Origin of the sequence: Sorangium sp. So ce1504, assembly GCF_051521635.1 — a bacterium.
In the GTDB taxonomy this organism is placed as follows: domain Bacteria; phylum Myxococcota_A; class Polyangia; order Polyangiales; family Polyangiaceae; genus Sorangium; species Sorangium cellulosum_B.
Genome location: NZ_CP150365.1, coordinates 1913718 through 1927619, shown reverse-complemented (window position 1 = coordinate 1927619; position 13902 = coordinate 1913718). Strand labels below are relative to the sequence as shown.

Annotated in this window: 13 protein-coding genes; 9 read left to right on the top strand and 4 right to left on the bottom strand. The window is 71.5% G+C overall.

The window, feature by feature from the left end; translation table 11 throughout:
• Nucleotides 1–26: 26 nt before the first annotated feature.
• The 5 genes from WMF39_RS07325 to WMF39_RS07305 are packed head-to-tail and all read left to right on the top strand — an operon-like array spanning nt 27 to nt 5587.
• Nucleotides 27–296 carry an HPr-rel-A system PqqD family peptide chaperone gene (locus WMF39_RS07325; protein ID WP_437744828.1) on the top strand — a complete coding sequence of 90 codons (270 nt, stop codon included), beginning with the start codon at nt 27–29 and terminating at the stop codon, nt 294–296.
• Complete coding sequence (locus WMF39_RS07320) at nt 293–1360, top strand: ATP-grasp domain-containing protein (RefSeq protein WP_437744827.1); 1068 nt, start codon at nt 293–295, stop codon at nt 1358–1360. The genes WMF39_RS07325 and WMF39_RS07320 overlap by 4 nt, the downstream gene beginning before the upstream one ends.
• The gene (locus tag WMF39_RS07315; protein WP_437744826.1) at nt 1357–2700 is read left to right on the top strand and encodes a diaminopimelate decarboxylase; all 1344 of its coding nucleotides are present in this window, start codon (nt 1357–1359) and stop codon (nt 2698–2700) included. Before WMF39_RS07320 ends, WMF39_RS07315 begins: the two co-directional genes overlap by 4 nt.
• Entirely contained in the window at nt 2688–4949 is a 2262-nt protein-coding gene (locus WMF39_RS07310) for an urea transporter (RefSeq protein WP_437744825.1), read from the top strand. Before WMF39_RS07315 ends, WMF39_RS07310 begins: the two co-directional genes overlap by 13 nt.
• Complete coding sequence (locus WMF39_RS07305) at nt 4946–5587, top strand: tetratricopeptide repeat protein (protein WP_437744824.1); 642 nt, start codon at nt 4946–4948, stop codon at nt 5585–5587. The genes WMF39_RS07310 and WMF39_RS07305 overlap by 4 nt, the downstream gene beginning before the upstream one ends.
• A 30-nt stretch (nt 5588–5617) precedes the next feature.
• Here the strand turns inward: WMF39_RS07305 and WMF39_RS07300 are convergent, their stop codons facing one another.
• A complete protein-coding gene (locus tag WMF39_RS07300; RefSeq protein WP_437744823.1) occupies nt 5618–6670 on the bottom strand; it encodes an FG-GAP repeat domain-containing protein in 1053 nt (350 codons plus the stop codon).
• 650 nt (nt 6671–7320) lie between these two features.
• On the opposite strand from WMF39_RS07300, the gene WMF39_RS07295 reads away from it, so the two are divergent.
• A complete protein-coding gene (locus tag WMF39_RS07295; protein WP_437744822.1) occupies nt 7321–8280 on the top strand; it encodes an NAD-dependent epimerase/dehydratase family protein in 960 nt (319 codons plus the stop codon).
• Between the two features lie 14 nt (nt 8281–8294).
• A complete protein-coding gene (locus WMF39_RS07290) occupies nt 8295–8705 on the top strand; it encodes a hypothetical protein (protein WP_437744821.1) in 411 nt (136 codons plus the stop codon).
• A 275-nt stretch (nt 8706–8980) separates the two neighbouring features.
• Here WMF39_RS07290 and WMF39_RS07285 read toward each other — a convergent pair whose 3' ends face one another.
• The 3 genes from WMF39_RS07285 to WMF39_RS07275 form a co-directional block, all read right to left on the bottom strand.
• On the bottom strand, nt 8981–10114 hold the full coding sequence (locus tag WMF39_RS07285; RefSeq protein ID WP_437744820.1) for a hypothetical protein: 1134 nt from the start codon (nt 10112–10114) through the stop codon (nt 8981–8983).
• Nucleotides 10115–10253: 139 nt separating this feature from the next.
• Entirely contained in the window at nt 10254–11423 is a 1170-nt protein-coding gene (locus WMF39_RS07280) for a hypothetical protein (RefSeq protein ID WP_437744819.1), read from the bottom strand.
• Nucleotides 11420–12598, bottom strand: coding sequence for an RNA polymerase sigma factor (locus tag WMF39_RS07275; protein WP_437744818.1), 1179 nt, complete (start codon nt 12596–12598; stop codon nt 11420–11422). Before WMF39_RS07275 ends, WMF39_RS07280 begins: the two co-directional genes overlap by 4 nt.
• A 492-nt stretch (nt 12599–13090) precedes the next feature.
• Between WMF39_RS07275 and WMF39_RS07270 the strand changes: the two genes are divergently transcribed.
• Both WMF39_RS07270 and WMF39_RS07265 read left to right on the top strand, forming a co-directional pair.
• Nucleotides 13091–13405: a hypothetical protein gene (locus WMF39_RS07270; protein WP_437744817.1), complete on the top strand. Its 315-nt coding sequence runs from the start codon at nt 13091–13093 to the stop codon at nt 13403–13405.
• A gap of 9 nt (nt 13406–13414) precedes the next feature.
• Nucleotides 13415–13870 (top strand): DUF6968 family protein, encoded by a 456-nt coding sequence (locus WMF39_RS07265; RefSeq protein WP_437744816.1) that lies wholly within the window; start codon nt 13415–13417, stop codon nt 13868–13870.
• Nucleotides 13871–13902: the final 32 nt, after the last annotated feature.

Here is a 13902-nt window from a genome sequence, read left to right as displayed (position 1 = left end):
AACACCCTTAGAACGAGGAGGCTCGCGTGAGCGCGATCCTGCGATTGAAAGAGCTTGCACTCAGCGATACCGGATTCGTGTTCGATCCCGCGTCGGGCGCGACGTTCACCGTCAATCCCACCGGCCTCTGCGCGCTCAACGCCATGAAAGAGGGGCTCTCGCGCGAGGAGGTCGCCGCCCGGCTCCGCGAGCGATTCGACATCCGCGGGGGCGACCCGGCGCGCGACGTCGGCGAGTTCCTGGAGCTCCTCCGGCAGCACGGCCTCCTCTCCGCGGAGCCGGAGGGAGCCCAGTGAAGACGAGGCCCCGCACCATCGCCGTCACCGGCCTCAACGCGACTGACAACCCCGCTCCCGGCGTGGGCGTCATCCGGGCGCTCCGCGCGGGCGGCGACGCCTCGATTCGCCTCGTCGGCCTCGCGTACGACGCGCTCGATCCCGGCGCGTACGCCGGCGACATCGTGAGCGACGTGTTCATGATCCCCTATCCATCGCAGGGCCTGGAAGCGTTCGTGTCCCGCCTCGAGTACGTCCACCGGCGGGTCGGGCTCGACGTGATCATCCCGACGCTCGACGCCGAGCTGCCCTCGTTCATCGACATCGCGCCGCGGCTCCGCGCGATGGGGATCGGCACCTGCTTGCCCACGCGCGAGCAGCTCGATCTCCGCTCGAAGGCGAGCCTCGCCGCGCTCGGCGCCCGCGCCGGCATCCGGGTCCCGCGCACGGCGGCCCTCTCGGACGCCGACGAGCTCCTGCGCATCCACGAGCGGGTGCCCTACCCCTTCCACGTGAAGGGCGTGTTCTACGGCGCGACGCTGGCGACGACCTTCGATGAGGCGGTGTCGGCCTATTACAAGGTGATAGCCCAGTGGGGCCTCCCGGTCCTCGTGCAGGAGCACGTGACCGGGGAGGAGTTCGATGTGGTGGCGGTCGGCGACGGAGAAGGCGGGCTCGTCGGCGCCGTGCCGATGAAGAAGATGCTCCTCACCGACAAGGGAAAGGGCTGGGCCGGCATCACCGTGCGCGACCCCGAGCTCGTCGGCATCGCGCAGGCCTTCGCGGAGGCGACGCGGTGGCGCGGCCCCTTCGAGGTCGAGGTGATGCGCGACGCGCACGGGCGCTATCACCTCATCGAGGTCAACCCGCGCTTCCCGGCGTGGGTGTACCTGAGCGTGGCGGCCGGGATGAACCTGCCTCGCGCCGTGGTCGATCTCGCCGCAGGCGCGCCGATCGAGCCGCTCCGCGGCTACGAGGTCGGCGCGATGTTCGTCCGCATCTCGATCGACCAGGTCGCGCGGATCAGCGACTTTCAGAGCATGGTGACGACGGGCGAGCTCGTCCGTTCAGGAGGCCTCTCGTGAATAGCCCGGTCTACGAATCGCCCAGCATCGTCCGGCACCAGATGGGGGCGATGAACAAGTTCGGCCGCCTCCAGGGCGTGCGGCCCCTCACCCACATCGACGGAGTCGCCATCGCCGATCTCGTCGCCCAGCACGGATCACCGCTCTTCGTGTTCTCGGAGCGGACGCTCGTGAGCCGCTACCGCGAGCTCCACGGCGCGTTCGCGCGCCGCTGGGCCAAGGTGCGGATCGCCTGGTCGTACAAGACGAACTACCTCGAGGCGATCTGCCGCACGTTCCACCGCGAAGGCGCCTGGGCCGAGGTGGTCTCGCCCTTCGAGTACGACAAGGCGATCCTCGCGGGCGTCCCGGCCGAGCGGATCCACTGGAACGGCCCCTACAAGCCCGACGCGGCGCTCGCGCGCGCGGTCTCCGGCGGCTCGATCATCCACATCGACAACCTCGACGAGCTGGCGCGGATCGAGCGGGTCGCCGAGCGGGTCAAGGCGCGCCCGAAGGTGGCCATCCGGGTCAACATGAACATCGAGGGCCTCGCGCCGTGGAGCCGGTTCGGCCTGAACCTCGAGTCCGGCCAGGCCAGGGAGGCGGTGAGCCGCCTCGTGAGCGGAGATCGCATGGAGCTCACCGGGCTGCACTGCCATATCGGCACGTTCATCCTCGACCCGGGCGCCTACGGCAAGGCGGCGTCCAAGCTGGCGCGCCTCGCCAACGAGATACGCGCCGCGCACGGGATCCGGCTCTCGTTCCTCGACCTCGGCGGCGGCTTCGCCTCGAAGAACACGCTCAAGGCGCAGTACCTGCTCGGCGAGCAGGCGTCTCCGTCGTTCGAGCGCTACGCCGAGGCCATCTGCGACGGCCTCGGAGAGCTCGACTGTCCCGCCCGGGAGCTCCCGACGCTCGTCCTCGAGACGGGCCGCGCGCTGGTGGACGACGCGGGGTACCTCATCGCGACGGTCGAGGCCAAGAAGCGCCTCCCCGACGGGCGCAGCGGCCTCGTGCTCGACGCGGGCGTCAACCTGCTCTTCACCTCGTTCTGGTACAAACACGATGTCGTCCCGGCGCAGGAGTTCAGCGCCATGCAGGAGCCCACCGTGATGTTCGGCCCGCTGTGCATGAACATCGACGTGGTGCGCGACACCGTGCAGTTCCCGGCGTCGTCCCCGGGAGATCGGCTCGTGTTCCGCAACGTGGGCGCCTACAATGTGACGCAGTGGCACCAGTTCATCACCCTCCGTCCGGCGGTGGTGATGGTGGGCGAGGGAGGCGCCTCCTGCATCCGCCGCGCGGAGACGCTCGACGATTTCCGCGCCGTCGAGGACGTGCCGGCATGGCTCAGGTGATCCCCGGGCCGACGAGCGACGCGAGCGGCGCGGCGCGCGCGACCGGGACGGCCCGGCGCCGTCGGGTCGCGGCGGCCGTGAGCTCGCGGCTCGCGAGGAGCGGCGTCGTCGAGATGGGGGAGTCGCTCCTCCGGGTCTACGCGCACATCCTGTTCTCGCGCTCGCCGGCGGTGGGGCTGCTCGTGATGCTCGCGACCGCCACCGTGCCTCGCGCCTTCGTGTTCGGCGTCATCGCGGCGTGCGCGGCGAACGGGGCCGCGCTCCTCCTCGACCTCGAGAAGGACGCCGTGAGGGACGGGTCGTACGCGTACAACGCGCTCCTCGTCGGCCTCGGCGTGGCGCAGTCGTTCACCGCGGACGGCCCCGCCGTCGCCGTCGCGCTGCTCGGCGCCGCCGCGTGCGTGGTGGTCACGGCGGCGCTGCGCTCCCTCTCCGGTCCCGGCTCCGGCGGCGCCGCCGGCCTGCCGGTGCTGTCGCTCCCGTTCATCGTCGTCTTCCACCTGACGCTGAGCACCTCGGCGTTCTCCGGGCTCACGCTCGCGGCGCCCGCGCAAGCCCCGCTCGCGTTCGAGGGCCTCCCCGCGCCCATCGCGCTGTTCGCGCGGTGCCTCGGCGGCCTCTTCTTCCTGCCCCGCGCCGACGCGGGCGCGCTGGTGCTCGCGGCGCTCCTCGTCCACAGCCGGATCGCCGCGCTCCTCGCCGCGCTCGCGTTCGCGGCGGCGCTCGGGCTCGCCTCGCGATGGCTCTCGCTCCCAGACGGCGCGCTCGACGTGCTCGGCTACAACGCCGTCCTCACGGCGGTCGGGCTGGGCGGCGTCTGGTTCGTCCCCTCGGCGTCCTCGTTCGCGCTCGGCCTGTCCGGCGCCGTCGCCGCCGCGCTCGTCACCGCCGGCGCGATGGCGCCGCTCGCGCGGCTCGGCGCGGCGCCGCTGATCCTGCCGTTCAACGTCACCGTCGTCGCCGTCCTCCTCGCGATGCGTCGGCGCGCGCGCGACGAGCGGCCCAAGGCGGTGGATTTCCTCCCGGGCACGCCCGAGCAGAACCTCGCGTACCTCCGCACGCGGCGCGCGCGTTTCCAGCAGTCGCCGCACGCCGTGAGCTTCCGGCTCCCGTTCCGCGGCACGTGGACGTGCACGCAGGCGGTCGACGGCGCGTTCACGCACAAGGAGCAATGGCGCCATGCCTTCGATTTCCAGGTGATGGGCGAAGGTCGCCTGGCCTTCCGCGGCGCCGGGAGCGCGCCGCAGGACTTCCACTGCCACCGGCTGCCCGTGGTCGCGGCCGCCGACGGCACCGTGGTGAAGGTCGAGTCGAGCGTGCCCGACAGCGACGTCGGCGCGATGAACCTCGAGCAGAACTGGGGCAACCACGTCATCGTGGCCCACGCGCCCGGCGTGTACTCGATGGTCGCGCACCTCGCGCGCGGGACGCTCAAGGTCGTGGAGGGGCAATGGGTGAAGCGGGGCGACGTCCTCGGGCTCGCGGGCAGCTCGGGTCGATCCCCCGAGCCGCACCTGCACTTCCAGCTGCAGTCGACCCACAAGCTCGGCGCGCCGACGCTCCCGTGCCGGTTCAGCGACGTGGTCACGGTCGGCGAGGAGGCGCGGCTCTGGCCCAGCCTGGAGCCGCGGGAGGGCGACGCCGTGCGCTCCATCGAGGCCGACGAGGACGTGTCCGCGTACTTCGGCTTCACCTGCGCCGACACCTGGGCGTACCGCGTCGGCGCGGACGTCGAGCGCGTCACGTGCGACGTCGACGTCTACGGGCGGCTCCTGATCCGCTCGGAGGACCGCGCCGCGTCGCTCTTCTACGGCAAGAGCGACGACCTGTTCACGAGCTTCGACGCGGTGGGCGACGACGCGTCGGTCGTTCACCTGCTGCGCGCGGCGCTCCCGCGGGTGCCGCTCGAGGGCAGCGCCTCGCTCCGCTGGGCGGACACGCTGCCGGCGCGGCGATTCCGCGCGTTCGCGCTCCGGGTGCTCGCCGACTTCGTCGCCCCCTTCCTGCCAGGCGACGGGATCGAGATGGACCTCAGGATGCGCCGCGAGGGCGACCTCCTCGTGGTCCTCGGCGAGTCGCGGCGGCGCGATCGCCGCGGCGAGCCGCTCGTGCGGACGCGGGCGGAGCTCACGAGGGGCCGAGGGCCGCTCAGGGTCGAGGTCACGGCGCAGGGCCGCACGCGGGTGGCGGAGCGGGTCCAGGGCGCCGGCAGGAAATTCACCGTGTCATTCGGCGAGGAGACGTCATGAGAGCGAGTCGATGGTTCTTCGTGATGCTGGTCGGTTGTGCGTTGAGCGGCGTCCCTTCCGGGGCCGCTGACGCGGAGGGGAGGCCGGCGGACCTGTTCCAGCTGTCCTATGACGCCGAGGCCGCCGGGAAGGTGCAGGACGCGCTCGCCGCGCTCGATCGCCTCCCTGCGCCGCAGAAGGATGGATACGTCGCGGAGCTCCGCCGCGGCTGGCTCTATCACAAGCTCGGGCGCAACAAGGAGGCCGTCGACGCGTACGGAAGGGCGAGCGCGCTCGAGCCGAGATCGGTCGAGTCGCGCGTCGGCGCGCTGCTCCCGCAGATGGCGCTGCGCCGGTGGGCCGACGTGGAAGCGACCGCGCGGAAGGCGCTGCAGCTCGACCCCGCGAACTACCTCGCGAGCCTGCGGCTCGCGTTCGCCCTGTACAACCTGGCGCGCTACCCGGAGGCCGCGACGATCTACGGCCGGCTCGCGGAGATGTACCCGAGCGACGTCGAGGTGCGCTCGGGCCTCGGCTGGTCGCTGCTCAAGATGGGCAAGGGCGGCGACGCCGCGCGGGAGCTCCGGCGGGTCCTCGACATCGCGCCCAAGCACGCGCTGGCCCGAGACGGCCTGCGCGCGGCGGGCGTCTCGAACTGACGTGACCACGCCGCGGATCGCCCGGGTCGGTCAGCCGCCGGGGGGGCCCAGGATCACCGGCCCTGGCGAGAGGACGTGGGTGCCGTTCATCAACCACACCGCTACCTGGCTCGTCCCCGGGCGTTGCCACACGACATCCGACATCAGATCGGCGTTGACGTCACCGGCGGCGACCGCTGTCCAGCCGTCGCCGATCGGCCCGGGGATCACCGGCCCCGCGTCGAGGAGCTCGACGCCATTCATCAGCCAGATCGCCACGAGGCCCCTCTCCTCGTTGGTCCAGAGCACGTCCGACATGCCGTCAGCGTTGAAGTCGGCCGCCCAGAGGACGTCCCATCCCTCGCCGCTCGGCCCGGGGATCACCGGCCCCCGCCCGAGGACCTCCGTGTTGCTCATCAGCCACACCGTCATCAGGTTGTGCACCTGGTCGTTCCAGATCACATCCGCGATGCGATCGAAGTTGAAGTCGGGCGTGGGGCCGATATCCCAGTCGCCGCCCGGCCCCGGGATGAACGGGCCCGGCGCGAGCAGCTGGACGCCATCCAGCAGCCACACCGTCATGAGGTTCTGCTCCTCGCTGTAAAAGAGCACATCCGAGGCGAGGTTGCGGTTGAAGTCGTTCGGCCGGATCACCCAGCCTCCGCCGCGCGGCCCGGGGAGCATCGGGCCCTGCGCGAACGGCCGGCCTCCGTCCGTCAGCCAGATCGTTATCAGGTCCCGCTCATCGTGACGCCAGAGCACGTCCGCCAGGCCGTCGAGGTTGAAGTCGTGCCCTATGGCGATCCAGCCTCTGCCGGCCGGCCCACGGACGATCGGGCCCGGCGTGAGCAGCTGGACTCCGTCCATGAACCATACGGCCATGAGGCTGCGCTCGGCGTCGATCCAGAGCAAATCCTGCTTTCCGTCGAAATTGTAGTCGATCACCTCGATGACCCTCCACCCGTAGGTGCTGGCCCGCTGTTCTGCGACCCCGAGGGTGGGCGTCGCGGCCGCCGCGGATCCGCCCTCATCGGGCAGGTCGACGCCGGCCGCGCAGCCGAGCGCGGCGTGAATCGCAGCGGCGGCACACAGATACTTGGTCACGACCACAGGACTCGTCACGCTCGCCTCTCTTGCGCCGCGTGCGCGGCAAGGCCGCCGATCCTGGGGGGATGCGCGACCTCGCCCGTGGGCACGCCGCTCACGGGCCTCGTGGGACGGCAAGCGGCGGTCCATCCGAGGCCAGCGTTTGCGGGCGGCGCTCTCCGCCGCACTTCAATCCTATCGCAGCGGGCGCTCGGGCCCTCATGCGAGAGCGGTGGTCGCGGCCCTCGCTGGCTCCGTATCACATTCTTCTTCGAGCTCTCGAAGAATCGGAAAGAACGGTACAGAACCGGCTGCGCCTCAGAGCCGGAATTTGCGGCGTTCGCGACATAGCAAACCGTCCACGCAAGCCCGAGTGAGGATTCTGGGTGCCCTGGGCATCTCGTCGCTCGGTGGTGGCCGTTGCAGCCTGGCGAGCTGGGCGCCCGCGCCGGAGCGGGGGGAGTGTGCCTCCAGTGCTCGAGCTCTGCCACGGGTGCAAGCAGTACGTGCTGCCAGGCACGACGAGTTGCCCTCATTGCGGCGGTGACGTCGCCGTGCTGGACTCACGCTACGCAGCCAACCTCGCCGGCGCCCAAGCCGCAGCCGAGCGACTGCGACGGCTCCTCGAGTCGGCCCACCGCACGCCCGCTCCCAAGCGCGAGTAGATCATGCATTTCGTCCTGATTGGCGGGACTCGATTCCTTGGCCCAGCGGTGCTGCGGCGCGCCATGGAGCAACAGCATAGAGTGACCGTGGCGCATCGTGGGACACACGAGATCCCCGACCTGCCCGAGGTGGAGCATCTGCACGGCACGCGGGCGGAGCTGCTCGCGCCCGGAGCAGCGATCGAGCGCGCGCGCCCGGATGTGCTCGTCGATACGTTCGCCGGCGGTGCTACGGCCGAAAAGGCGACGTCACTCGCGGACTGCGCGCGACGCGCAGGAGTGCGGAAGGTCGTCGCGGTGAGCTCGATCGACGTCTACCGCTACCTCGTCCAGGCGGGCATCGGGGACGGTTCAGGACAATCCCTGCTCCCAGATACGCCGCTCCCGCTCACCGAAGACGCGCCCACGCGAACGTCGCCGTATCCAGGAGCGCCGCCGAACCATGATAACGCGGCGATGGAGATGGCTCTCCGTGACAGCGCCGGCGATGTTACCGTGCTGCGGCCCGGAGCCATCTACGGGCCCAACGATCCTCGATCGCGGGCGTGGCCTTTGATCCGGAAGATCCGTTCGGGCATGCGCCGCCTGGAGCTGCCTGACCGCGGCGTCCAGGTATGTCATCAGGTCGCGCTCGATCGCGTGGCCCGGTCCGTCATTGCAGCCGTCGAGCGTGCGCCGCGGGGCTTTTGGGCCTGCAATGTCGTCGACCCTTATACGTGGACATACGCTGGCCTCGCGGCCGTGATCGGACGTATGTTCGACTGGGAATGGGAGCCGGCGGTGGTTCCCTTCGCGGCGGTCGACCACCCCTACAAGGTGTCGAGCCCGGTCCTGATCAGCGATTGCCGGCTGCGCGAAGTGCTCGGCGTGAATGAGCCCGATCCGCTGCAGGCGCTCGAAGAAGCGGTGCGCTGGCTGTGGGAGCACGGCCCCCCCGCAGACGCGACCTTTGCGGGCGACTGACACGAGGCATCTCGATGAATGCAACATTCCTCGACCTCCGATCCCTCCGTGCGCAGCTGCTTGCCTGGCACACGTCCGAGGAGCCGCTGGATGACCCAGCGATTGATCAGCTGCTCGATCTTCGCATAGAGAGCGTGGAAGCTGGCATTGTTCCGCTCAAACGAATCATTCAGTTTCCCGGCGAATGCTCGACTTACGAGGGGGCGTCGTACGCCTCGATTCGACGCTTCTACCGGTGGGCCGCACCGCGACCAGGGGACGTCGTCTACGACCTTGGTGCGGGCTATGGCCGCGTCCTCCTTTATGGCGGATTCATCTGCCAGGCCACGCTCCGGGGCGTTGAACTCATCGCCGCGCGCGTGGAGTGGAGGAGGCGAACCGCGCCCTGGCGCGTCTCGACCTCGACGCCGTCGAGTTGCGGCTAGCATGCCGCTTTTGCGCTACGGCCTGCGGTTCTTCGTCACGAGAGGCGGCTGAGCTCCCCTCCCACGCACGAAGAGCCCGGATTCCTGGGGAGATCAGGCTCTACGGGCACCGCGAGCTCGGGACCGTGTCAATGTCGCCGTCCGCCTGGTCGAGGGAGCTCCTGACGCGCATGCAGTGCTCAGGCTGGGGCGAGGCGACCCGATCCAGATTGCGGAAGCGTCGCCGCCTGGAGAGCGCCGCCCCTCCTTATGCAGGCGTGATGCCGGTGCGAGCCCTATGCCTGGCAGCAGAACGTCGACGGCTCGGCCGGCAGCAGCTCGCCGAACGGCTCGCCGCCGCTCGGGGCGCAGCCGCCGGGATCCACGGCCACGACCTCCGCCGACTTGCTGCCGAGGGCGACGCCGGGCGGCGTGACCCCGCAGAACGGCGCCATGGAGCTGACGAGGTTCGATGCAACCTGCTCGACGCACGCGCCGTCGCTGTAGACGGAGGCCATGACGATGCACGACGCGCCCTCCGGCTCCCCGCAGCCGCACTCGGAGCAGCCGCGCGTGTCGTCGGCGCCGCCGTAGAAGACATGCCTGTCCACGTACGGCGCCTCGCACGTCACGTCGCCCTCGTGGAAGATGCACGTCAGGAAGCCGCCGGGCGGCGGGACCCCGGGCTGGTCCGGCGAGGGCATGCAGGTGCTCCGGTCGCCCACGCACTCCGTGTAGGCGCCGGGCACGCAGGCGAGCGCCCGGGTCTGCCACGGGTCGAGGAGCGCCGGCGGCGGGGGCTCGTCGACCCTCGGCGTGCAGGCGGCGGTGACCAGCACGGCGGGCGCGTCGATCGAGATCGACTTCACACACGGCTGCCCGCCGCAGTCCTGGCCCGCGGGGATGGCGTTCTCGGCGGTGCAGGCGCCGTCCCAGCCGCCGGGCGCAGCGAAGGGGGTCGCGACGCTGCCGGGGTCGCCGGAACACGTCGTCGAGGTGTGCGCCGACCAGCCCAGCGGAAGCTGGCACAAGGCTGTCGCCGCGTCGGGCGGATCGCACAGGCAGGACGCGCAGGCGAGCGGCGCGGGCGCCAGGTCGGCGAACCCCTCGTAGCCGACGTTCGGCGCGGCGGCGGGGCATGCGGGTACCTGGTCCCGCGGGCCGAACCAGAGGAGCGCCGGTCCGAACCAGCCGAGCGGCGCCGGTGGGACGCAATCGCCGGCGCAGGCGGTTTCATCGCCGCCGCCGGCCCCGCCGCCGCCGCTGCCACCCGCACCGCCCTCGCCGCCGGCCCCTCCGCCACCTTGCTCGGGCCACGGGCAGCCAGGGTGGCCGTATTCCTGAGGCTGACAGGGACCGTGGATGATCGCGTCGCCGGAGCAGCCCACCAAGGAGAACAGTCCCACGAACAACCAGGAGAAGAGGCGCATGCCGGAGAAGCTACCTGACGGGACTTCACGCTGACAACGGAGATTCATGACGACACAGGCGATTGCATGCCACATTGCGGATCTCTTCTAAAAATTGTCATGTTGGATGCGGAAGGTCCCCGGCGTCATTCGAGCTCGTTCAATACATTGCCGTGATACCGAATCCGAGCGCAGCGCCGACCGGGGGTGACGACCAGGTGAGGGGTGAAGGCGGTTCACTTCCATCTTTCTGGCGTCGAAGAACCGCGTCTGCGACGATCCAGACGGCTTCGGCGTAAGCGTGCGCGGACCACCTGTCCGACAAGGGCCACGCGCCGCCGAACCGCGGGCCGACGCCGAGCATCGGCTGGCCGGGTGAGCTGATGGTCCACGGCGCCCGAGGGACGAACCGGACCACGCCGATGGAGGCGACCCCGCAACCGAACAGGGTTTGGCCGCGACGACAGGCCAGTGCAGCCGCCGTGAATGCCCTGGTGCGGACGGGTACCGCTTCCACCTCCTGCGCCAGGGACACGAGCCCGCGTCCCTCCACCGCCATCGACCAGTCGTGCCGGCGAACACCGAAGGAGAGCGTCATCCCGACCGCGGCTCCCGGCGTGATCCCCAGGCCCAGGGTCGCCCCGAGCCCCGCTTCGAGCCGCAGCCGCTCCGGCGGAGCCGGCGCCGTCTCCGGCCGAGACGACGCCTGCGACGGCTCGGCCGGCCGAGGTGGCTCCGGCGCGGCACGCTGCGCTTGCGGGGGCGACGCCGCGGGCGGCGAGGAGGGCTCCGGCGGCGAGGGCTCGGGCGGCGGCGAGGAGGGCTCGGGCGGCGGGGATGCCGGCTCCGGCGCGCTCACGACGCGCGCCACGATCGCCAGGGCCACGCCGGAGAGCAGCTCCTCGCAGCCGCTCCGGGTGCCGAACCCGTCAGCCCACCGGGTATCGCCCGCGCCGTCGCGCAGCGCCAGCAAGGCGGTGAGCTCCGGCCCCTCCTGCGCGATGCGGACCGTGAGCACCTGCGGCGCGTCGTCCTGGAACGGGTCGGCGCCGAGCCGGCGCGCCACCTCCGCGCGCAGGAACGCGTCGCCGGGGCAGCTCTCGGTGCCCGGGCCTCGCACGACCTCGATCCGCATCGCCGCGCGCGGCGCGTCCGGCGCGGCGCGGGCGTCCCCGGCGCCGAGCAGGACGGTGGCCGCCGCCACGGCGAAGCGCGCCGAGCGCCCCGTGCGCGCCGAGCGCCCCGCGCCCTGGAGCGGTCCGGTGGCGCAGAGGCCGCGGGCCGGTCGCGGGCCGAGCCCCGCTCTCGGTCTCGCCCTGGACCGGCTCATCGCGCCGGCTCTCTTGCTGGCGCGCCCGGCGCCGGATGGGCGAGGCGCGCCCGGGCCGCCGTGCGAAGCTGCTCTCGCACGGACTTCAGCCGGCCTGCGGGGAACCGCGCCTCGTGCGCGGCGAGCTGCCGGAGCGCCCCGGCGGGATCGCCCGTGGAGAGGCGCTCTTGCGCCGCCGCGAGCAGCCGGCGCTCCTCCACGAAGGCGTCCTCCCGCGCGCCCGCCGGCGGCGCCGCCCGCGGCGCGGCCGGGCACGGGCGCGCGGGCGCGTCGGCCGCCGGCGCCGCCGGCCGCGGTTCCGGGGTTTGCTGCGATGGCTGTGGCGGGGGTGCTGCAAGGCCGGCGCCGGTCGCGGGGAGCTCATAGGCCAGCGCCGCGTCGAAGCGGCGAGCCCAGAGGGGCCGCGGCGGGGCGAGGGCGAGCAGCACGGCCGCGGTCCCGGCGCCGCCCGCCGCAGCGGCGCCGAGGGTGCGGCCGAGCCGGGCGAGCCACGATCGCGGGCTCGGTCCGGCAGGCGCGTACGGCACGCCGGCCGGCGGTACGGCGGTGCTCGCGCCGCCGTCGCGCACAAGGAAGTCGGACGCCAGGGGAAACACGAGCCAGCAGGCGCGCAGCGCCTGTCGCCGCTCCGGGCGCAGCCGCTTGACGGCGGCACGGTAGTCCTCGCGGGCAAGGCGCAGCCGGTTGCTGGCGGTGTTGTAGTTGAGGCCGAGCTCGCGGGCGATCTCGACGAGCGGCACCTCGTAGGCCTCGTGAAGGACCAGGAGGACCCGCCGCTCGGGCGCGATCGTCAAGAGCACCTCCCTCGCGACCTCCAGCCGCTCTTGCTCCGCGATGCGCTCCTCGCTGAGCGGCGCGGGATCGACGGTCTGGTAGCGCGACGCCGGACGCAGGCCGTCCGGCACCTCGCGGCGGCGGTAGGCGCGATCCAGGTGGTGACTGACCTTCCGCCACGCGATCCCGAACACCCAGCGGGCCTCGGGGCTGCTGTGCTGGCGCCGGCCCTCCCGGCGCAGCGGATCGCCGGCGGCCCCGGCCTCGCGCTCCGGCGGGGACCAGGCGGGGTCGAACCGATCCAGGCTCTCGTACGCGGCGAGCAGGACCTCTTGCAAGACGTCGTCGATGTCGGGCTCGGCGACCCCCAGGAGGCGAAGCGCGCGGGGGAGACCTTCCACCGCGGCAGCATGAACGGAATTCCATGTGTGGTCGCGGGAGGAGCCTTCGGAGGGGAAAAGAAGTGTGCTCATATTCTGAAATTGCGCGGAGCTTTCCGGGGCTGTTTGTAAAACGTGCCTCCCGGTGCGCGGGGTTGGAGGCCACGCCCGCCCGCGGTGGGAGGCTCCCCGGTCCGCCGCGGTCGTCCCTGGCTAGCTCCGCTGCCCTCGGCGCACCGGCTGCGGTCGCCCCTGCCTGGCTCGGCGGTGATATCCGGAACCACATCGGCGCCACCCGCGTTCCGGACACTCGCGCGGCGCATCCCGGACACCCCACTCCACTGAGTGGACTTTGCAGCGCGAACGACCGCTAGGTGCCGTACCGCGCGAAGCGGGTCGCGTGCTTCAGCGCCATGATTCCGCCCACATCAGCACGCGATGCCCTGTGCGACCTGCGGCTGCCGCTGAGCTCCCCTGGCTCTAGGTGGAGCGAGCGGTCGAACAGGGGGCTCTATGCGTGGCGCGAAGCTCATCGGTGTCGCCATTGTCGTCTTGTCCGCGAGCTGTGTTGCGAGCACGACCGAGGAGGAGGCCGAAGTGGCAGACTCGGACATCGCTGCGTTCGGGGCTGCGATGGGAGAGCCACGGTCCGATGCCAAGGGGATCTGCCTGCTGCTGACCCACGCGAGTCAGCGGGCAAAGGAGGCATTCTGCCGATCACAGTGGAAGCTGGATCCGGTGAGAAAGAGGGCTTGCTGGGAAGTTGCGAACAGCGGGTCACCGGTCAGATGGGAGGTCTACTGCCTGGTCACGTCGTTTCCGGACTAACCTAGCCCCATGCCCAAGAAGCGCATCGGTGAGCCCATCGCGGTCCGTCACTACGGGGTGGAGGGCCAGCCGGACCGGCAGATCGTACTCGTCATCGGCAAGCCGATTGCTCCCGGCGCGCAGGGCGGCGACTGGTGCTGTCCGGTGCTCATCTCCGGGCTCGGCGCTGAGGTGTTCAAGTGGCAGGAGGGCGTCGACGCGTTGCAAGCCCTCCAGCTCGCCCAGGGCTTCGCCAGGCAGACGCTGGAGGCGTCCGGGCTGCCCATCACCTGGGCCGGCGGGGAGCCCGGCGACCTGGGGCTGTACCGGCCGATCGACTCGCCGTTCGGGCTCTGGTTCCAGCGCCTCGCGGAGCGGGCTTTCGATCTCGCGGTCGACGTCGTTGGCCGGGTCATCGTGGAGGCCAGCCAACAGCATCCGAAGGTCCGCAAGCAGGTGAAGCGAGCGCGCGCACGGCGCGAATGAGCGCTGTGCGCGCACGCCGTGGCATCACAGCT

Coding starts and splice junctions, on each gene's coding strand:
- WMF39_RS07310 (WP_437744825.1), top strand. CDS start 2,688: ATGGCTCAGGTGATCCCCGGGCCGACGAGCGACGCGAGCGGCGCGGCG.
- WMF39_RS07305 (WP_437744824.1), top strand. CDS start 4,946: ATGAGAGCGAGTCGATGGTTCTTCGTGATGCTGGTCGGTTGTGCGTTG.
- WMF39_RS07295 (WP_437744822.1), top strand. CDS start 7,321: ATGCATTTCGTCCTGATTGGCGGGACTCGATTCCTTGGCCCAGCGGTG.
- WMF39_RS07290 (WP_437744821.1), top strand. CDS start 8,295: ATGAATGCAACATTCCTCGACCTCCGATCCCTCCGTGCGCAGCTGCTT.
- WMF39_RS07285 (WP_437744820.1), bottom strand. CDS start 10,114: ATGCGCCTCTTCTCCTGGTTGTTCGTGGGACTGTTCTCCTTGGTGGGC.
- WMF39_RS07280 (WP_437744819.1), bottom strand. CDS start 11,423: ATGAGCCGGTCCAGGGCGAGACCGAGAGCGGGGCTCGGCCCGCGACCG.
- WMF39_RS07270 (WP_437744817.1), top strand. CDS start 13,091: ATGCGTGGCGCGAAGCTCATCGGTGTCGCCATTGTCGTCTTGTCCGCG.
- WMF39_RS07265 (WP_437744816.1), top strand. CDS start 13,415: ATGCCCAAGAAGCGCATCGGTGAGCCCATCGCGGTCCGTCACTACGGG.